This window comes from Desulfogranum japonicum DSM 18378 (assembly GCF_000429945.1).
GTDB classification, from domain to species: Bacteria; Desulfobacterota; Desulfobulbia; order Desulfobulbales; family Desulfobulbaceae; genus Desulfogranum; species Desulfogranum japonicum.
Genome location: NZ_KE386997.1, coordinates 71,547 through 90,554, shown reverse-complemented (window position 1 = coordinate 90,554; position 19,008 = coordinate 71,547). Strand labels below are relative to the sequence as shown.

17 protein-coding genes are annotated in these 19,008 nt (G+C 44.7%); 12 read left to right on the top strand and 5 right to left on the bottom strand.

Features of this window, described 5'->3' with window-relative positions; all coding sequences use genetic code 11:
* The first annotated feature begins 41 nt into the window (after positions 1-41).
* The 3 genes from aroB (at position 42) to G493_RS0126260 (ending at position 4,102) form a co-directional block, all read left to right on the top strand.
* Positions 42-1,130 (top strand): 3-dehydroquinate synthase, encoded by a 1,089-nt coding sequence (gene aroB / locus G493_RS0126270; RefSeq protein WP_035276030.1) that lies wholly within the window; start codon positions 42-44, stop codon positions 1,128-1,130.
* Positions 1,131-1,171: 41 nt separating this feature from the next.
* Positions 1,172-1,666: an FmdB family zinc ribbon protein gene (locus tag G493_RS0126265; protein ID WP_028582733.1), complete on the top strand. Its 495-nt coding sequence runs from the start codon at positions 1,172-1,174 to the stop codon at positions 1,664-1,666.
* A 1,206-nt stretch (positions 1,667-2,872) separates the two neighbouring features.
* A complete protein-coding gene (locus tag G493_RS0126260) occupies positions 2,873-4,102 on the top strand; it encodes a bifunctional nucleoside/nucleotide kinase/histidine phosphatase family protein (RefSeq protein WP_028582732.1) in 1,230 nt (409 codons plus the stop codon).
* A 162-nt stretch (positions 4,103-4,264) separates the two neighbouring features.
* On the opposite strand, the gene G493_RS0126255 is transcribed toward G493_RS0126260, so the two are convergent.
* On the bottom strand, positions 4,265-4,615 hold the full coding sequence (locus G493_RS0126255) for a hypothetical protein (protein ID WP_028582731.1): 351 nt from the start codon (positions 4,613-4,615) through the stop codon (positions 4,265-4,267).
* Positions 4,616-5,030: 415 nt separating this feature from the next.
* On the opposite strand from G493_RS0126255, the gene G493_RS0126245 reads away from it, so the two are divergent.
* The 5 genes from G493_RS0126245 to G493_RS0126225 all read left to right on the top strand — a co-directional run bounded on the left by G493_RS0126245 (position 5,031) and on the right by G493_RS0126225 (position 10,668).
* Complete coding sequence (locus tag G493_RS0126245) at positions 5,031-6,164, top strand: SPFH domain-containing protein (protein WP_028582730.1); 1,134 nt, start codon at positions 5,031-5,033, stop codon at positions 6,162-6,164.
* 136 nt (positions 6,165-6,300) lie between these two features.
* Entirely contained in the window at positions 6,301-7,548 is a 1,248-nt protein-coding gene (locus G493_RS0126240; protein WP_028582729.1) for a hypothetical protein, read from the top strand.
* 323 nt (positions 7,549-7,871) lie between these two features.
* A complete protein-coding gene (locus G493_RS0126235; protein WP_051310014.1) occupies positions 7,872-8,423 on the top strand; it encodes a nucleoside deaminase in 552 nt (183 codons plus the stop codon).
* A complete protein-coding gene (locus tag G493_RS0126230) occupies positions 8,423-9,445 on the top strand; it encodes a radical SAM protein (protein ID WP_035276027.1) in 1,023 nt (340 codons plus the stop codon). Before G493_RS0126235 ends, G493_RS0126230 begins: the two co-directional genes overlap by 1 nt.
* An 11-nt stretch (positions 9,446-9,456) precedes the next feature.
* A complete protein-coding gene (locus tag G493_RS0126225) occupies positions 9,457-10,668 on the top strand; it encodes a tetratricopeptide repeat protein (protein WP_028582726.1) in 1,212 nt (403 codons plus the stop codon).
* A gap of 64 nt (positions 10,669-10,732) precedes the next feature.
* On the opposite strand, the gene G493_RS32835 is transcribed toward G493_RS0126225, so the two are convergent.
* From G493_RS32835 to G493_RS33270, 4 genes are all read right to left on the bottom strand, one after another.
* Positions 10,733-12,781: a methyl-accepting chemotaxis protein gene (locus G493_RS32835; protein WP_051310012.1), complete on the bottom strand. Its 2,049-nt coding sequence runs from the start codon at positions 12,779-12,781 to the stop codon at positions 10,733-10,735.
* A 596-nt stretch (positions 12,782-13,377) separates the two neighbouring features.
* Positions 13,378-14,112 (bottom strand): twin-arginine translocase subunit TatC, encoded by a 735-nt coding sequence (tatC, locus tag G493_RS0126210; RefSeq protein ID WP_232363842.1) that lies wholly within the window; start codon positions 14,110-14,112, stop codon positions 13,378-13,380.
* On the bottom strand, positions 14,109-14,564 hold the full coding sequence (gene tatB / locus G493_RS32830; protein WP_051310008.1) for a Sec-independent protein translocase protein TatB: 456 nt from the start codon (positions 14,562-14,564) through the stop codon (positions 14,109-14,111). Before tatB ends, tatC begins: the two co-directional genes overlap by 4 nt.
* A 102-nt stretch (positions 14,565-14,666) precedes the next feature.
* A complete protein-coding gene (locus G493_RS33270; protein WP_269746360.1) occupies positions 14,667-14,996 on the bottom strand; it encodes a nitrous oxide-stimulated promoter family protein in 330 nt (109 codons plus the stop codon).
* A 560-nt stretch (positions 14,997-15,556) separates the two neighbouring features.
* Here G493_RS33270 and G493_RS0126200 point away from each other — a divergent pair.
* The 4 genes from G493_RS0126200 to moaC all read left to right on the top strand — a co-directional run bounded on the left by G493_RS0126200 (position 15,557) and on the right by moaC (position 18,971).
* Complete coding sequence (locus tag G493_RS0126200) at positions 15,557-16,858, top strand: adenylosuccinate synthase (protein WP_028582723.1); 1,302 nt, start codon at positions 15,557-15,559, stop codon at positions 16,856-16,858.
* A 183-nt stretch (positions 16,859-17,041) separates the two neighbouring features.
* Positions 17,042-17,308 (top strand): DNA-directed RNA polymerase subunit omega, encoded by a 267-nt coding sequence (rpoZ, locus tag G493_RS0126195; RefSeq protein WP_028582722.1) that lies wholly within the window; start codon positions 17,042-17,044, stop codon positions 17,306-17,308.
* 21 nt (positions 17,309-17,329) lie between these two features.
* Complete coding sequence (gene dnaJ / locus G493_RS0126190; protein WP_028582721.1) at positions 17,330-18,484, top strand: molecular chaperone DnaJ; 1,155 nt, start codon at positions 17,330-17,332, stop codon at positions 18,482-18,484.
* The gene (gene moaC, locus G493_RS0126185) at positions 18,477-18,971 is read left to right on the top strand and encodes a cyclic pyranopterin monophosphate synthase MoaC (protein WP_028582720.1); all 495 of its coding nucleotides are present in this window, start codon (positions 18,477-18,479) and stop codon (positions 18,969-18,971) included. The genes dnaJ and moaC overlap by 8 nt, the downstream gene beginning before the upstream one ends.
* Positions 18,972-19,008 lie beyond the last annotated feature (37 nt).

The window sequence follows — 19,008 nt, the reverse complement described above, 5'->3', positions numbered from 1 at the left end:
CAGTTCAATTGATATATGATACCTTGAACAAGGAGAAATTTGTGGACGCCACATCTATAACAGTGGGCCTTGGCGAGCGCAGCTACCCCATATACATCGGTCCAGGTGTGCTCAGTATGATCGGTGCTGATTTAAAAGCCAGACAATCTGGCCAAAAATACGGAATTATTACTGATTCCAATGTGGGCAAATTGTATGGCAATAAGCTTTTGCAGGGTCTGAAGCAAGAGGGAATTGAGGCTAGGCTTTTTATTTTCACTGCAGGTGAAGGAAGTAAAAATCTGGAAACCATCGGCCAGCTAGCCAGTTCACTGGCCCAAGAAGGTTTTGATCGCTCTGATGCTCTCATTGCCCTTGGCGGAGGGGTAGCAGGCGACATGACAGGTTTTCTCGCAGCTACCTATATGCGTGGTATTCCATTTGTACAAGTGCCGACCAGCCTTCTGGCTCAGGTTGATTCCTCAGTAGGCGGCAAAACAGGGGTAGACATCCCTGAAGGTAAAAATCTGGTCGGAGCATTTTATCAGCCACAGGCTGTGTATATCGATACTGATCTGCTTGATACTCTTCCACAGCAAGAGTATCGTGGAGGTCTTGCTGAAGTCATCAAATATGGCGTTATTCAGGATAGTTCGTTTTTCACATTTCTGAAGAATAATCATAAGAACATCAAGCAATTGGAGCCTGGTGTATTGACTTCCATGATACAGCGGTGTTGTGAAATTAAGGCAGACGTCGTTGCCCAGGATGAGCGCGAAGGAGGTCTTCGTCGTATCCTTAATTATGGCCATACCATCGGGCATGCAGTGGAAGCTGCTTCTGACTTTACCATAATTCACGGTTTTGCCGTGGCGATCGGGATGGTTGCTGCTGCCAAATTGGCTCCTCGCAGCCTGGACCAAGGTACAGATATCAGTGATGAACTGACAGGGCTTCTTCAAACCTATGGCCTGCCAACCACTATCCCTGCTGAATTGAATGTCGAGCGGATGCGTAAGTATTTGCTTGCAGACAAAAAGACCGTCGGAGGCCGGGTGTTTTTTGTACTGCCAGATAAAATCGGAAGCGTACGCATAACTGATAAGGTAAATGTAAGAGATGTGGATGCCGTGTTGAGCAATGCTTTGTGATACATTGGGTAAGAGTGACTACGAGATCAATATACAAGACTATGCCTATATACGAGTTTTTCTGCCCGGATTGCAATACCATTTTTAATTTCTATTCCAAACGAATCAATACTGAAAAGCGACCCAATTGCCCTAAATGTGGAACGGTGCAGTTGGAAAAAATGTTGTCAACTTTCGCGACCATCGGCAAAGCTAAAGAAGAGGATGCCAACGACCCTTTTACAGGTATGGATGAGACTAAGATGGAGCAGGCTTTCGCCGGGTTGATGCAGGATGCCGAACAGGTCAATGAAGATGACCCTCGTCAGATGGCCCGACTCATGCGTAAATTTTCAGAAAAAACCGGTTTGCGTCTCGGTGATCAAATGGAGGAAGCTCTCACAAGAATGGAAGCTGGGGACGATCCTGACCAGATTGAAGCTGAAATGGGAGATATTATGGACGGTGATGATGCCTTCAGTCTTGAAACAATGAAAAAGAAAATTGCCTCAGGTCCCAGGCCTCCAGTTCATGATGAAAAATTGTATGAGTTGTAATCATTAGGATTTTGTCTGAGAATTGCTATTTATTCTCAGATTAAAGCGTTTTCAGGTAAACAAGCACAGCCATAGAGTTAATATTGCGAGCATTGATTTCCTGAAAATAACGTAACTGGTTACAAATACAGATGAGTGTCAAATTTATCCTTTTACCCTATAAGTAGTTACAAAATAGCACTAGAATGTGGAAAAAAGCTTTCTTCAATAGATACCTATCCACGGGAGAAGGCAAGGCTATTGGTCCCCTGACATTCAGGAAGGAGGCCTCACCACCTCCGCAACTATGACAAAGATCCAAAATCGTGCAAAAAATCGTTTTATGAACAGGCATTGGCTAGTAAAGGAATAGTATTTGATTGCTGGCATCATCTTGCAAAAAGGCGTATGATAAGAAAGTAGTGTTCGTAAGTATTGCACTGAACTGAAGAGTAATGTTTATTCCTTGAATACCTGCTGTTCTTTACTGGCTATGAACAGCTTCAAGGAACGGGTGGCTGCTTGACCGGCTGCTGGCCGTTGGGAACCTGTAAGTTGATCTTCTTTAGAAGACCTTAAGAAGTTCTTGTTACATTCTTTAGAGTTTCCTGAGTTCCAATCCTACTGTATAGATTGACTTCCTCAGGTTCCCGACGTCTGGTGGCCGGTACTTTTTCCGGCCAATAAAGAGAACGTCTGTCTTACCTGGCTGTAATCATCTGATACCATCTCTACTAAAACGACATCTTACCCTCTGCATCCCCCTCCCATTCTAAGATTTTTTCTCCCCCATATTTCCTTGTTGTATAGTTTTGCAATCACCCTTGGAGAAGCATATTACTAGTTACCCATATATTTCCTCCTGAATCCGCTTAACAGTTGGAAAAGCATATTGGCATTTTGCAGCTAAGTTCATACAATAAAGGTGGTAACTGCTCACAGTGAGCCTGACCTTTCCACGATAAGCCTGGCTTAGTCACTCACTTTGTGAGTCGTTACTAAAGGGGTTGGTATTTGAATCTTACAGGGGGGTAATCTTGTCAAAGTTAGTGTCTTCCTCTGTAAGTAGTTACAGCATATAATGACTTGCGACGGTGTCGTAAACAAGGAAGACGATTCGAGCAATATTTTAGATCTAACGGGTCATGTAACAGTCTGCACACGGATACAGGCTGGTAAACAGAGCATTCATCTTGTTATGAATTCGTAGATTCATTGGGGTTTCACATGCGAGGAAAATTGGTCATAGCTATGGTGGGATTGCCGGCTCGCGGTAAATCAACCATGGCCAAAAAATTAAGCCGCACTCTCGAACTGGACGGAGTTAAAACCCGTATCTTTAATAATGGTGAATTGAGAAGACGCATGAGCCAGGAGCTTGGCAATACCTCCCATGCTACTTTTTTTTCACCAGATAACCCTGAGGGTGTTGCTTTTCGCGAAAAAATTGCAGCGACAAATCTGGAAAGTGCCAGGCAATTTTTGAGTGATATCGGGGATGTTGCCATTATGGATGCCAGCAATGTCACCCAAAAAAGACGGCGGATTATCCAGGAAACATTTCCCGCTTTTCCTGTTCTATTTGTTGAATGCATGAATGCAGATGACGAGGCTCTGGAGGCTAACCTTGAACGTAAAACTGATCTTAAAGAATTCAGCCACTATACGAAAGAGGAAGCTTTAGCAAGTTTTCTCAAACGAATTCATTACTATGAATCTATTTATGAACCACTGACACTTGAACCAAACAGAATATTGGTAGATAGTTTTGAAAGCTGTATTCTTCAGGAGAAAGTTACCTGTCAGGTACCATATTATGATCGTATTCGAGATATTCTCACCACCAGGGTAGTGCGCAACCTGTTTCTGGTTCGTCATGGTGAAACCTATTTCAACCTGGAAGACCGCATTGGTGGCAACAGCGAACTCACCGAAAAAGGCATGGATCAAGCCAAAACACTGGCCGAGCACTTTGCGACCCTCCGTATTCCTATTATTTTCACTTCAAACCATAAAAGAACATTGCAGACAGCTGAAGCCATCTCTGAACGGCAGGACCATTGCTCCATAATTGCTCTACCAGAGTTCAATGAGATTCATGGCGGCATCTGTGAAGGGATGACGTACACGGAAATTAGAGACAAGATGCCTGAAATCTCTCGGGCAAGGGCTTTAAATAAGTATCACTACGTGTATCCTGGTGGGGAAGGGTATAAGACCATGGAGGAACGCGTTCATCGCGGTCTGAAGAAAGTGTTTTATCTCAACAATTACGACGAGAATATCATGATTGTTGGACATCGAGCTGTTAATCGTATGATCCTGTCAAAATTCCTATCCCGGCAGGAAGAGGAGATTCCTTTTATCTATATGCCGCAGGACAGATATTATCATATTCAAATAGACCCTCATAAGCGTATATTTGAGCTAATTCCCTACTCAAGTACCCTGACATAGCATTCCGTTTTTTATGCGAGCAGATTTTATACATCTGCTTGGTTAGCGAACAGCGGTTCGTCCGCTATAGCTGCACCTCTGATGCTCCGCATTTGTTGTAAACATGCTCGTGAGAAATGTTAAATCCGGTGCAAAGGGTCTGCTGTAACAAGTACCTGGGTATCACTGCAAAGATGATGTGTCATCAGTTCCACGATGGTGGCATACTCCATGTTTTTCTTCTTTTTCAGCAATGATTTCTGCGGCCTCTTCTTCCGTAATATCCAATGCCTGGGCTAATTCATGCACAGTGTAACATGGAGAACCTTCGGCATCATATCCCACAGGCTGCAAATCCGGAAAACTTTGTTTGGTGGCATGGCCGGAAGCTGAAGTCAGCATTTCTCTGATTTCTGGAGGTCCGTAGATTAACAGCCATTCCACCGCCTCTGCCCATGTTTTACTGTCCACAGTGGGGTGCTGAACAATTGCCATGGCTGTTGCAAAATCCCATTGCTGTTTAAATTCGGTCATTACTGTATCTTCCTGAGAATTATTTTGGTGACATTTCTGTCCTGTCGTATAATTACATCTAGGAGGCTGTCCAAGAATGTTATTTCCGCCCATATCTTCGTTAAACCTGAAAAAATATCCTCGGAATATCATATATATGCCTGTGGTATTTTTTCAGGTTTGCCTCGATCTGAACGAAAATTCCTATTCTCGGACAACCTCCCAGGAGTCTGCCTGAGAATACCTTTTTTCCGGTTCGGTGTTCTTTTTAGAAAATCAATGCCGGCAATATCCATGATATGGATGTGCTTGTATTGTTATACGTCTCTTTATCTGGGGGAAAGAGCAGTTCTCCGATATACTCTTTACATAAAAGAATGCAATGTCTGGCTGCGATTGATTTCAGCAGCCCTTAGTTTTACGAGGAATATACATCATGGGAGTAGATAACGCCATACTGCTTGAATCTCTTGAGTGGTTTGACGAAAGTGGAGAAGAATTACTCCACAGGTTACCGGAACACGGTTCGGGAGAAATCAAATTCGGTGCCCAGTTAACTGTGCGGGAAAGCCAGGCAGCTGTTTTATTTTATAAAGGTAAGGCCTGTGATGGTTTTGGTCCTGGTCGTCATACCTTGAAAACAGGAAATATCCCTATCTTAACCAAAATACTGTCAGTACCCTGGGGGTTGATCAGTCCACTTAGGGCTGAGGTGTATTTTGTCAATCTTAAGGTGTTTACCAATCTCAAATGGGGGACCGTTGATCCCGTCGCCTTTAGGGATAACGAGCTGGGGCTTGTCCGGCTTCGCGCCCATGGTGTATTTAACCTTCGGGTGGTGCAACCGGTATTGTTTATCAATACCCTTGCCGGTACAATGGGAAAATATACTACGCAGCAGATCGAAGAATATCTGCGGCGCGTTATTGTTTCCAGGTTAAATGATTACCTTGGTGAAACTCTGGATTCTCTCCTGGATTTACCCGGTAATTTTGATGAAATGGCCGCAGGATTAAAAGAAAGACTTGTTCAGGATTTCAGACGGTTTGGTCTTGCCTTGGACGGTTTGTACATCACCTCCATAACGCCACCTCCTGAAGTTCAGGGGGCCATCGATGACCGTTCGCGCATGAGTGTGCTGAAGGACATGGATAAGTTCGTACGCATGAAGGCAGCCATGGCCATGGAAAAAGCCGCTGTTGATGGTGGAGAGGCTGGGGCTGGCATGGGTCTTGGACTTGGCATGATGATGCCTGCAATGTTTGGGAATATACAGCCGGCAAATTCCCAGGCTACGGCCAGTTTCAATGGAGGCAATGTTGTTCAATGTGAGGAATGTAGAAATCAGATCCAAAAGGATGCTCGTTTTTGCCCCTACTGCGGTCACCAGCAGCTTATCCTCCAGCAGTGTAGCTCATGTGGTAAAAATTTAACTCCAGGCGCCAAATTCTGTTCACGTTGCGGTCAATCGACTCAGGCCTCTCCACAGATAGCACACTGCACCAAGTGCGGAACTGAAAATTTGCCTGGTGCTATTTTCTGTAATCAGTGCGGAGAAAAAATGAACTGATTCTTTCTTATTTTTACGGCCCTGTACTTTCAGGCATTTGTACATCTGACGAGATGACCTCTTTTGCGGATAATAGTTCTCCCTTGAGGACAAACATCTCAGGAATGGTGTTGCCAGCGTATAAGATGTTTTCACTATGAATATTCAGATCGAGCAAGGGTGTCCCCAGTGTGGTGCCACCATTGTGCTCACGGAAAATGACCGGTTGATAACCTGCTCCTATTGCGGAGTAAAAAATTATCTGCAAAGTAAAGGTGTCTTTCGCTATTTGCTTCCCCCAAAGCTTCCTGCGCCCCTTGAAGGCAATTACCTCATGGTTCCTTACATCCGCTTTAAAGGGACCATCTTTATGGTTTCTCATAAAGGAATCACACACAAAGTCGTAGATACCACGCAGGTTGCCTCGGCTTTACCAGGGCTCCAACCATCACTTGGCCTCAGGCCACAGGCTATGAAGTTACAGCGTTTAACAGCTCAGCTCAAGGCAGAGTATTGTGTTCAGTCCATTGCATCTCAGGCTATTTTAGCAAAAGCTGTACAGATCTCAGAACTTACCACTACCAGTTCATCTTTTTTCCACAGAGCCTATATTGGAGAGAATCTTTCAATTATTTATCTGCCCTTGGTGCCGGAGCAGGAAAAGATTTTTGATGCTGTAACCAGAAATACACTTATGCCAAGAACACAGATGCAAGAGCCTCTTCTACGGCAAACCGTGACCTTTAAACCTTCCTGGCAGGTACAGAGCAGGGCCTCTCTTTGCCCTCATTGTGGGGCAGGGCTGGAAGGAGAGTCCGATACCCTGGTTCTGCATTGTATAAATTGCAGGAAAGCGTGGACTTTTGGCTCGCTCCATACATTGAAAGAGGTCATCTGGAAGGTCATGGCAGAGGTGAGCAGTACAGCTATGTATCTACCGTTCTGGATAATTCAGGGCAGAATACCATCTCTTGGAATAACTCACCTGACGGATTTTTTTCAACGTACAAATCAGCCGGTATTACCTCGTGAACACTGGCGAAATCTACCCATGCGTTTTGTTATTCCAGGGTTCAAGATGAGGCCAAAACTATTCCTGCAGGCCGGCAAGCAAGGGACACTGAACCAGTGGCGTATAATTGAAGAGAAGGGAAGGTTTGATGAACGTTTGTTTTATCCCGTCACATTGCCCGCCTCAGAGGCTTTGCAGTCGGTCAAAGTCATATTGGCAGCCTGCGCGACTTCCCAAAAGCATATTTTCCCCCATCTGCCCCAGGTAGCACTCTGTGACCATCAGATCACATTGCTCTATGTTCCCTTTCAGGATCGTGGGCATGACTGGTATCAGCCGGAACTGGGTATTCCCATTGGTAAAAATATTCTCCGTTTTGGGCGGAGTATGTAGTAATCTGGGGTTTTGACAGAAGAAATGTTCCGTGGTATAGACAGATACTGACGAATCGCCTGACCGAATGTCTGGAAACGTATTTTTTCATTGTGTGTCTTTTCAAATGTACATGAAACAACAGCTGCATTGAATGGAAGGCTACGTAACTGCTCACAGTGCATCTGGTCTTATCGCGATCAGTCCGGCTAACACATGACCAATACGACGGGCCTGTGTCCGCTTGCGTGAATTTCGGACCTCCCAGCAATACGTTACATGCACAAAGAAGTTCGACAGCTTAATCATTCCTCCATGGGTAGTAATAATGCTACAATATATCAATGCAAGTGAAGAATAATCAGGAAAATAGGGACACCACAGAATATCATGAACAGTTCATGGCTATTGCCCTGCAGGAAGCCAGGCAGGCTCTTGCAGAAGGTGAATTTCCCGTGGGCTGTGTTTTTGTCCAGGATGATCAGGTTCTTTGTAAAGGGAGACGTCTTAATAGTGGTGAAAATACACGTAATGAGATTGATCATGCAGAAGTCTCCACTTTGCGGAAGCTGATTCGCGCAAACCCAGATCTTGATTTTTCCACGGTAACAGCATATTCCACCATGGAACCCTGTTTGATGTGCTACTCCACCATGCTGCTTTCTGGTATTCGTACCTTTGTCTGGGCATATGAAGATGTTATGGGAGGTGGGGCCAACCTCCCTCTGTATATGCTTAATCCATTGTATGCGCAGGTGCGAGTGACACTGGTAGACCGTGTTTGCCGGAATGAGAGCCTGGCACTTTTTCAACAGTTTTTTCAAAAATATTCCTATTGGCAGGATAGCCTTCTCGCCAACTATACCCTGGCTCAGCCAGGTGAGAATCTCTTGTGATGTCGTTTGATCCAATCGCCCGTACCGTAGGTTTTAAGCCCGGTGAACGGAATGTATTCCTGCATATTTTGACAGCCTGTAACCTTTCCTGCAGACACTGCTATATCAATCCTGAACAGCATGGCAATATAACTTTGCCTCAGGAGACTGTCCATCGTTGGCTGCGTCTGTTCCGTCAGCCTGATAAAGAGACCAACCTGATTCTTCTGGGTGGAGAACCCACCATGCATCCCGATCTGGCAACAATTATCAGAGATGCGAAAGCCATGGATTATCGGGTCACTGTGGATTCCAATGGATACCTGTTCCATAATCTTCTGGATGCCGTTACCCCCAAAGAATTGGATTACCTGAGTTTCAGCCTTGATGGCCCGACCCCGGAAGTTAATGACCCCATACGCGGGCAGGGGGTATTTGCAATCTGCACCTCCAATCTGCAAAAGGCCATCGCATCAGGTTTTACCTGCAGCCTGATTTATACTGTTTCAGGGCTAAATATCGAGGCGTTGCACAAGATGCCTGCTCTCCTTGAACAGTGGGGGGTTAAACGTTTCTTTATACAGGTGATAGGGTTACGGGGGAAACCTGCTGTTGAGACAGCTGGTGAGAATATTGACTGGCAGGTTGATCCTCACAAATGGCTTGAAATTGTCCCCAGGGTTGCCACAGATGCTGCCAGCAGGGGCATTCATGTTATTTATCCTAAAGTCTATCTTGATTCAGGGGAAGTATTTGAGTGTGCTGGAAATGTGGCTGAAAATTACTTTGTTTTTCCCAACGGGCGTGTCTATCAATGTCCGCTTTGCGAGGATCATGCCATTCACAGTTATATGATCGAAGATGATCAACTCGTTCATCTTCAAGGGCTTAATGAGCAACGTTTTTTCTCCTTATCCATTCCTGAAGGATGTGTGATGAATAAGTTGTTGCAACCAGAAAATATTTCCTATAATCAGGATGGCACACCAACTCACAGAATTTCATGTTGTCTTCTTAAGCAGGAGATGCGACCCAATAACTGATAGTAAGTAATATGAGTACCCGTAGTAAGCAGTCAGATATAGAAAAAATGTATATGCAGGCTATTACCTTGCATGGTGAAGGCAGGCATAAAGAAGCTGTCGAATTGTATGGTAAGGTGATTCAAGAGGTTAACGATGCAGACCTTGTGTATTATAACCTTGGCCTTGCTCACTTTGAGTTGGGTGAATTCTCTGCAGCCAGAGATGCGTTTGAGCATGCCTTAGCCATCAATGACGATGATGCGGATTACTGGTTTAATCTGGGGCTCACCTGCAGGAATATGGAATTGTTCCTGGAGGCAGGCATAGCCTACAGGCACGCGTTAGACAGGCAGCCGGAAGATATAGAAGTTCTCTATAATCTGGGGAGTTGTCTGAAAGATAGCGGAGCTTTGGATGAGGCTGTAATTGTCTATGAACACCTGCTGACTCTGGATGGACGATTTGAGCCTGCGCTTAATAATCTTGCGTATATATATCATCTGCAGGAGAAATTTGATCTCGCAGAGCCCCTGTATAAAAGATTGGTGGATCTGAATCCACAGAATACAGCAGCCTGTTATATGCTCGAAGCCATTCATTCCAGGCAGGTAGATGCCCCCCCAAAAGAGTATGTCAGAGAGTTGTTTGATACGTATTCCGAAGAATTCGAAGATAACCTGTTAAACGATCTTCAATACATTGTACCCCGAAAAATGTTTGATGTTGTGGAAAAATATCAGCAAAACAGGCATTTTAGCCATATTTTGGATCTGGGGTGCGGAACAGGGCTGTGCGGAGAACGTTTTCGTCCCCTTTGTAACACTATGAGCGGTGTTGATCTTTCTCCGAAAATGCTTGCACTGGCTGACGAAAAAAGGGTATACGATTATCTATATGAGGCAGAACTGGTAGAGTTTTTACAGGAAAATGGCACGTTATACGATCTGCTTCTGGCGGCCGATGTCTTCTCATACATTGGTGACCTGCGGCCTGTTTTCACCGCTATGAAAGCCCGCTGCTCAAGTAGTGCCTGGCTCTGTTTTTCAGTGGAATCAGAACCTGGAGATGAAAACTGGGTACTCCAGTCAACGGGAAGATTCGCCCATTCCAGGGCTTATATAGAGACATTGTCCGAAGAGATGGGGTTTAACATAGAACACTGCGTTACCGCACTGAATGTCAGAAAAGAGGGGGAAGGGTGGATTCAGGGAGCAATCTTTCTCTTATCCTGGGCTCCCTGAACACAAAAATGGACGCCTGCTGGGGGGCGGGCGTCCATTGCGGTTAACTTTTTTTTATCTGTTTCTACACTTTGAATTTCGCCACCATCTGCTTTAAGGTTTCCGCAACCTGAGAGAGTTCTCCAGCACTTTCCTTTACCCTGCTGCTTCCAATATTCATCTCGTCAGCACTATTATTTACCTCTGCGATTTCTGCTGCGATTTCTGCTGAGACACTGGAGCTTTGCGCGACATTTTCATTCACCTCGTTGATACCTTCAGAGACCTGGGTAATGTTTTCAGCTATCTCTCTTGTTGTAGCCGTCTGTTCTTCCACAGCAGCTGCAATGGTTGCCACGATTTGGTCGACATCTGTGATTACCGAGCTGATTTCATTGATTTCTTTCACCGTAATTCCTGTGGCTTCCTGAATCCCCTGTATCTTGGTCTTTATATCCAGAGTCGCTTCAGCTGTCTGTTTCGCGAGGTCTTTAATTTCATTGGCAACAACGGCAAATCCTTTTCCAGCCTCACCAGCACGGGCAGCTTCAATTGTGGCGTTCAGCGCGAGCAGATTAGTCTGCTCTGAGATTTCTGTGATCGCCTCGGTCACTTTGGTAATCTCATCCGCAGCCCGGCCCAATTCATTGACACGATCAGAGGCAATTTTCGATTGGCTCACAGCGTGGGTGGTGATTTCTGTAGCACGGCCAGAATTGCCTGCTATTTCTGAAATAGTGGCATTCATCTCTTCAGCCGCTGAAGCTACCATGTTCACGTTAACCGAGGCCTGTTCCATGGCAGCGGCAACACTATCCTGATTGGCACTCATTTCTTCAGCAGCTGCAGCAACCTGACTTGATCGGTTGGCAGTATTTTCTGCGCCGGCAGACAACTGGTTGGAGATGGCTGCAAGTTGACTGCTGGAATCATCGACTTTCAAAACCCCCTGACCAAGATCTGCTATCATATTGCGCAAATTTTGAGCCATGTCGTTAAGCGATGCCGCCAAGATGCCAATTTCATCTTTTTGATCAACATCCATGGTTTGAGTCATATCCCCCGAAGCCATGGCTTTTGCCAGATCGACTCCTTTAAATAATGGTTTGGTAATCAGTAAGGTCAACATAATCCCCAGAGTAAGAGCTAGGGTTGTGCCCACTATAAGCCCTGCCAACGTGATGGTTCGGCCGGTTTTTGCAACTGACTGTGCTTCCAGACTGATGTCGCTCGCATATTTTTCTGCTGATTTGACGATATCGTCTATGGCGGCAAAGGTTGCTAGTTGTTGTTTTTCAGCATCGACCAAAAGCAGGGTATTCATACGTTCGAATTTTTTATAGGCTTCATGGGCGATTTCCCGCATCTGGTTAACTATTTTAAATACTTGTTCTGAAGTCGGATAGAGTACTGTATGCGCCACTTCACGTGCCTGATAGGATTGCCCTTCCACCACCAATTGTTTTATGTTTTTGACACTCTCATGCAGTTGGTGATGTATGGGCCGAAGTTGCTCGGCAAGGGCTGTGATCTCTGGATTGGAAGTACTCATATTATTCAGCCATTTCCCAAGACTGCAAGCCGTTGAATCTGTCCCCCCCATGAACGACTCATTAAATGTGAGGAGCTTACCGACATTGGCAAGCAACTGATTGTGACTGATTTCGAAATCATCCATGTCTTCATTGAGTTTTGTGGGGTTGAACATGTCCAGGTTGAGGAGATCCTGAGAAAGCTCGACAGCTTCATTGTTGATCTCAGCCCACTGGGAGATGCTACTGCTAAACTGTTGCCATTCTGAATTGAGTGTTTTTTTGAAAGGCAGACTCTCAAATCTATTTTTTGCTTCCCCATATATTTTTCTTGCATCAAGCAGACCGTTGTGTGCTATTTCTCGTTGTTGTCTGGTAGCGTACGGAGTGAGCAGTGTATGCATAAGCGTAGCTATTTTGCCTGCTTCACTTTTGATAATAAGGATGTCGCGCACGGCAGGCATAGCCTCTTTTTCCAACGTCTCTGCTTCGTGTTGCAATTTGCCCTGTTCTACAAGAGCCGTTATGCCAACAAATATAATGATTAATGCTGTGAGTACGAATCCTCCAACGAGTTTGACACCTATTTTGATGTTTTTCATCTTGCTCCCCCCTCTCCTCGCGATACAAATATTTATTGTTATTAACAGATAAAAGAGTTGAACTGTATTTTTCCGGGTAAATAACCTGCAATTGTGCAAACAGCCTTTCCTGAAAAAGCAGGAATAAAACATTTGTGCAGTTCTGCATTGCCTGAAAAATTTAGGGGCAGACAGAGTAGTGCACCGGTTCGGTAAGGTGAACTTTGTGGCGGGTAAGGAAAGTCCCAGATGTACCTTCCAGGTATTGTATGACTGGCAAAGGACATGGAAGTTACATATTCACAAAGGTTCGAGAACAATAGAATCATTCTCTGGAGTAGCTTACGTCTGTCCAGAAATGAGGCTTTTGACTCGAGAGCCAGGGCGCTTTAAAATGCTGTCACGGGCATTTTGCAAATTATCAAGATTTACGCTTACCTCCGTAAAAGTGTGAAGATAAAACAGCTATCGGGCTGGCAAGCGAGGTACGAGACTCTGAGAAAACTATTTATGGACAGGCACTAACTAATACCATTATCAGAAAAAGATAATGCCTCGTCAAGGTATTGAAAAAAAAGAGTATGATTATAATGCGAGGTAACAGATTGTTGTCTGTTTTATCGAGCGGGACGTTTATTGGTTTTTTTGAGTATTGAGCCAACGAGAATGCCGGCTTCATAGAGAAAGAAAAGGGGTACGGCCAACAAAACAGTGGCTGTTATATCACCTGCTGTGAGCATAAAAGCAAGAATCAGGATAGCCAGATAGAACCAAAGTCGTTTTTTTCTAAAGTACTGTGATGAGACCAAGCCTGTCTTTCCAACCATAACCATGAGAAAAGGGATTTCAAAGGCCAGGCTAAAGGTGAGGATCATACGCCCGACAAAGGTGAGATAAAGCCCAAATTTTGGCATGGGGATGAGGTTGGAGCCTGCATAGTGCATAAAAAACTTGAGAATTTGCGGTAAAGCAATGAAAAAAGCGAACAGACCACCACTCACAAAAAGCATCGTCGCCCAGAAAACAATAACAAAGGCTGTCTTTTTCTCATCTTCCAGGAGTCCGGGGGAGATAAACATCCACAGTTGGTACAGTAGATAAGGAAAGCTGAGGATACATCCTGTCAGAATAGAAATTTTTATATAACTTATAAAGGCTTCGGTGAGTTTAGTATAGACAAGTTTTTCCAGTTCCGGATAGGCACGGAATAGGGGCTCCATACAGAGTTGTGTGATTTGCTCCTTGAAGATATAGGCAACAGTACTGCAGATAACAAGCGCGAGAATACTTCGTAATAATCTTGTTCGTAATTCTTGGTGATGAGGACGAAAATGTTCAAATGCAGAAATCATGATTGCTTTTCAGGTGCGTTGCAAGATTCCTGAGTGATGTTTTCGTCCCCTTGGGCAGTGGGGGGATTACTGTTCGCTTTAGCGCCGTCTACCGGAGAACTCTGAGCATCCTGCTCCCACGGACGAGTCACACTTTCAGCTTCTATGAGATCTGTATCATCTTCACTGCCGGCGTTGGGTATGTTGTCAATATCAGGGTGGGCTTGAGTTTTGGTTTCGTAATCGAGCATTCGCTCTTTTAGGTCATTGGCGGTTTGGCGTAGTTCTTTCTGTACTTCGCTGAGGGTTTCATCTTCTTCAGTGAGGTTTTCCTTGAACTGATTAATGGTTTTTTTCATCTCCATTATGCCTTTAGCGAGGGACCTGGCCAGTTCTGGCAATTTATCCGGACCCACAACAATAAGTGCGACAGCAGAGATGACAATCATTTCGGGCAGGCCGATTCCAAACATATAACTTCCATCCTGATTTTAGGGATTACTAATAAATAAGGAGCTTGCATTCCCGCGGGCCAATTTACGGGATTTGCCAAAGGGTGTCAAGTTTGCTTGAGGTCATTTTTTAGTAGGCCTGCGGAATCCATCCAACACATGGAGCAGGGTGAGAATGGGGTGTGACAGCATTAATCTGGGGCCGGAATAACGCATAACCTCTCGGATATATTTCTGTTTAGATGGATTGTAACAGTGAGTTGGGCATTTTGAGCATGTTGTTTTGTGTTCCTGGTAAGGGCAATGGGAAAGTCTCTTCAATGCATAGGCAAGTAAAGCCTGACAATGCAGACAGGGAGGATGTTCAGGGGCGTGGAACTCTTTGCAATATTTTATTATCATGAGTTTTACTGTTCTGATTTCTCTCTGTATTCGTTTATGAGTTATATTCACAATTTTCAGCTCATTTAAGTATAGGCTATCTCAAGCCCTGTGATAGGTTGCATCCAGACTGTTTCTACCAAGTTTGTTCTCGCTTGCAACAGGGGAGAAGGAAATGGTTAAGTATCGAAAAACAACCTATTTTTAGTATAATAGGTGCTGTTAAAGCCTTTTTGGACCGAATGGGCTTGCAGTTTGACAATGTTACAGACTTATGCTATTAGTATGAGGTTTTGATCATATAATTGGTTTTTGGTTCACGATGAACGGCCGACAACATCTTCTGCAACTTGACCGTTTTTCGACATAAGGAAGACTCTTCTTTCAATATACCGTTTTTTGATCGATTCCGGTGATAGAAACGAGTGAGTGTCTTTCCATAAATGAGGTTTTTCGTTCGAGACTAATTTTTTCAGAGTTTTACCACTGGCAATCATGTGATATCGGAGTCTACGCGTACCTCCGAGAATAAAATTCTGAAGATAACGTAGCTACTGGGTAAAAAGACCATTTATGGACAGGCACGAGTTAATTCTCGATAGAGACGAATACAGTGCATCTTGGAGATAGTTATGGCCAGTGTTGTTGTTGTAGGCACACAGTGGGGCGACGAGGGAAAAGGTAAAATAGTCGATTTGCTTACAGAGTATGCAGATTACATCGTCCGTTTTCAAGGCGGAAACAATGCAGGGCATACCCTGGTTGTCGAAGGAAAAAAATATATATTTCATATTATCCCGTCAGGTATTCTCTACAAAAATAAGGTTTGCGCCATTGGTAACGGTGTCATTATTGATCCCGGCGTATTACTTCAGGAAATGGCCGAACTTAATGAGAAAGGGTTGCCAGTTACACCTGAGAGGCTCTTGATCAGTTCCAATGCCCATTTGATCATGCCGTATCACAAAAATTTGGATCTTGCCCGTGAAGCATCTCTTGCCAAAGGGAAAAAAATAGGTACAACCGGTCGGGGAATTGGCCCATGCTACATGGATAAAGTCGGCAGGGTAGGACTCAAAGTGGGAGATTTGCTTGATCCATCTCTCTTTAGCGATAAACTTGAAGCAGCAGTCGAAGAAAAAAACTTTATCCTGACAAAGCAATTCGGCGCTGAACCTCTTGAAATAAGCGCTATCACAGATGCATTCACAAATTATGCGGAACAGCTTGCCCCGTTTATCGGGAATGTATCCATTACCCTGGATAAGGCACGGAAAGCAGGACAGAATATTTTGTTTGAAGGGGCACAAGGTACGCAACTTGATATTGATCATGGTACTTACCCTTTTGTTACCTCTTCCAACACCATAGCAGGGAATGCCTGTATTGGTTCCGGGTTTGGCCCTTCACACATAGACGAGGTAATTGGAATAGTTAAAGCGTATACCACAAGGGTTGGTGAGGGACCATTCCCCACCGAACTTCCAGAGGGCGACGAAGTTGGTGATGCTTTGCAGGCAAAGGGTCATGAATTTGGAGCCACCACCGGTAGAAGAAGAAGATGTGGATGGTTTGATGGTGTGGTTGCAAACGATGCTGTTCGACTTAATGGCTTAACCGGTTTTGCCGTAACAAAATTGGATGTACTTTCAGGTTTATCTACCCTGAAAATAGCAACAGGGTATGATGTCGAAGGTGTCAAGTACGACTATATGCCAGAAAATGTTTTCAAAGCAGGCCAGGCCAGGCCTGTTTATGAAGACGTTCCCGGATGGTCTGAGGATATTACATCTGTTCGTGCCTATGAGGATTTGCCGCAATCTGCAAAAGATTATCTGAAAAAAATTGAAGATGTCACGGGGGTCGCGCCGGCTATGGTATCAGTCGGACCTGACCGTGAAGAAACCCTGTTACTGCGGAATCCTTTTGCGTGAGATGACCGATGCGGTAAGTTGTTGCTGTGATATAAACTTCACTAGCAACCTCTTGCCAAATGAAAAAGAGTGATTAAAGAGTTAGAGCACCATCGGCTGGGTATTACATAAAGACAACCTTGCCGATGGTAATTTTTTCCTGTGGTATTTTCCACAGGTTACTACAGTTTGGAGCATAATTATATGGCTAGAATCACGGTTGAAGATTGTCTTGCTCAGGTAGGCGATGATAATCGATTTTCTCTCATTCACCTTGCCGTTGAGCGTATTCGTCAGCATCGTCAAGGGGAACCGTTTCTCGTTGACGGCAAAAATAAGGAAGTGGTCATGACTCTGCGTGAAATCGCATCCGGATCGGTTACCTTTGACAATATTCATGAGCTGCCGGCAAAGAGAAAAGCAGGTAAAGTGAAACAGACTGAAAGTGACTCTAACTCAAGTGAACAATAATCTGGTCGTCAAATAATAGTTATGAGTACCTGTTATTATGAAATACTTGGTGTAAGCCGCGATGCTGCCGGAGATGTGATTAAAAAGGCCTATCGTAAACAGGCCATGAAATATCACCCTGATCGTAATCCGGGAGATAAAGAAGCTGAAGCCAAATTTAAGGAAGCATCTGAGGCATATGAAGTCCTTTCAGATGCTCAAAAAAGACATATTTACGACACCTACGGCAAAGAGGGGCTCCGTAACAGCGGATACAGCGGTCCTGGAAACAGCGAAGATATTTTTTCCCATATCAATGACCTTTTTGGAGATATTTTCGGGTTTGGTGGGCGGAGCAGACGTCGTGACCCCAATGCTCCAGTGCAGGGAGATGACCTGAGATATGATATCCAGATCACCTTTATGGAGGCTGTGCACGGGATTGAGCGTGAAGTTGAAATCACCAAAAAAGAAACCTGCTGGACCTGTGAGGGCAGTGGCGCCCGGCCAGGTTTTCGCCCAGAAACCTGCCCTTCCTGTCAAGGGCGTGGACAGGTTATACGATCTCAAGGGTTTTTCCAGGTAAGCTCAACTTGCCCTCAATGTCATGGTAGTGGTCAGGTTATAACTGAACCGTGTAATGATTGTCACGGAGAGGGCTTGGTTCGTAAAAGCAAGAAGATTAATCTCCGTATACCTGCTGGTGTTGATACAGGTTCACGCATGCGCCTTTCTGGTGAAGGGGAAGGCGGACGACGTGGAGGACGTTCCGGAGATCTGTATGTTATCATTCATGTCGAAGAACATGAGCACTTTCAGCGCGATGGGCAACTCATTTATCTGCATCTCCCGGTTCCCATGGTTAAAGCTGCACTGGGCTGCGAGATAGAGGTTCCCACAATCTATGGCAGTTCAACGCTTAAAGTTCCTGCAGGGGCTCAGGCCGGAGATCGCTTCACCTTAAGAGGTGAGGGCGTGAAAAGTCTTCGGGGTGGCGGAAAGGGAGATATGATAGTTGAAATACAGGTGAAAACACCTACCAACCTGTGTAAGGAACAGAAAGAGTTGCTGCAGCAATTCGATACCTTGTGCAGTAAAGAACAGGAAGATGAAGGTTTTTTCAGCAGGCTTTTTCATGGTCATTTAGGGAAACAGAAGAAAAAAGAAAAATCTGCTGACAAGGTAGCCAATGGTTGATAAATCTCCTTTAACTCATTTTGATGATGCAGGAAATGCCCGTATGGTTGATGTCGGCGACAAGACTGATACCAAGCGTATAGCCACGGCAAAAGGGCGTATCACCATGTCTGATGAAGCCTATGCATTGGTAAAGGCTGGCAATATGAAAAAAGGTGATGTTCTTGGAGTAGCACGAATTGCCGGTGTGATGGCAGCCAAAAAAGTAGATCAGCTCATTCCACTTTGCCATCCTCTTGCCTTGTCGGGGATAGATATTCTTTTCACTCCTGTAGATAAAGACCGTTCCATAGATATCGAAGCTACAGTTTCAATTACCGGGAAGACCGGAGTCGAGATGGAGGCTCTGACCGCTGTTTCCGTTGCTGCGCTGACCATCTATGATATGTGTAAGGCTGTCGATAAAACCATGGAGATTCATGATATAAAACTTTGTAAAAAGAGTGGCGGCAAAAGTGGTACCTTCCATAATCCTGCGGCCCTATGATATACTGGAAATAATACAAAACGACTATTGCGGGGGC

Coding starts and splice junctions, on each gene's coding strand:
- G493_RS0126265 (WP_028582733.1), top strand. CDS start 1,172: ATGCCTATATACGAGTTTTTCTGCCCGGATTGCAATACCATTTTTAAT.
- G493_RS0126260 (WP_028582732.1), top strand. CDS start 2,873: ATGCGAGGAAAATTGGTCATAGCTATGGTGGGATTGCCGGCTCGCGGT.
- G493_RS0126255 (WP_028582731.1), bottom strand. CDS start 4,615: ATGACCGAATTTAAACAGCAATGGGATTTTGCAACAGCCATGGCAATT.
- G493_RS0126245 (WP_028582730.1), top strand. CDS start 5,031: ATGGGAGTAGATAACGCCATACTGCTTGAATCTCTTGAGTGGTTTGAC.
- G493_RS0126240 (WP_028582729.1), top strand. CDS start 6,301: ATGAATATTCAGATCGAGCAAGGGTGTCCCCAGTGTGGTGCCACCATT.
- G493_RS0126235 (WP_051310014.1), top strand. CDS start 7,872: ATGCAAGTGAAGAATAATCAGGAAAATAGGGACACCACAGAATATCAT.
- G493_RS0126230 (WP_035276027.1), top strand. CDS start 8,423: ATGTCGTTTGATCCAATCGCCCGTACCGTAGGTTTTAAGCCCGGTGAA.
- G493_RS0126225 (WP_028582726.1), top strand. CDS start 9,457: ATGAGTACCCGTAGTAAGCAGTCAGATATAGAAAAAATGTATATGCAG.
- G493_RS32835 (WP_051310012.1), bottom strand. CDS start 12,781: ATGAAAAACATCAAAATAGGTGTCAAACTCGTTGGAGGATTCGTACTC.
- tatC (WP_232363842.1), bottom strand. CDS start 14,112: ATGATTTCTGCATTTGAACATTTTCGTCCTCATCACCAAGAATTACGA.
- tatB (WP_051310008.1), bottom strand. CDS start 14,564: ATGTTTGGAATCGGCCTGCCCGAAATGATTGTCATCTCTGCTGTCGCA.
- G493_RS0126200 (WP_028582723.1), top strand. CDS start 15,557: ATGGCCAGTGTTGTTGTTGTAGGCACACAGTGGGGCGACGAGGGAAAA.
- rpoZ (WP_028582722.1), top strand. CDS start 17,042: ATGGCTAGAATCACGGTTGAAGATTGTCTTGCTCAGGTAGGCGATGAT.
- dnaJ (WP_028582721.1), top strand. CDS start 17,330: ATGAGTACCTGTTATTATGAAATACTTGGTGTAAGCCGCGATGCTGCC.
- moaC (WP_028582720.1), top strand. CDS start 18,477: ATGGTTGATAAATCTCCTTTAACTCATTTTGATGATGCAGGAAATGCC.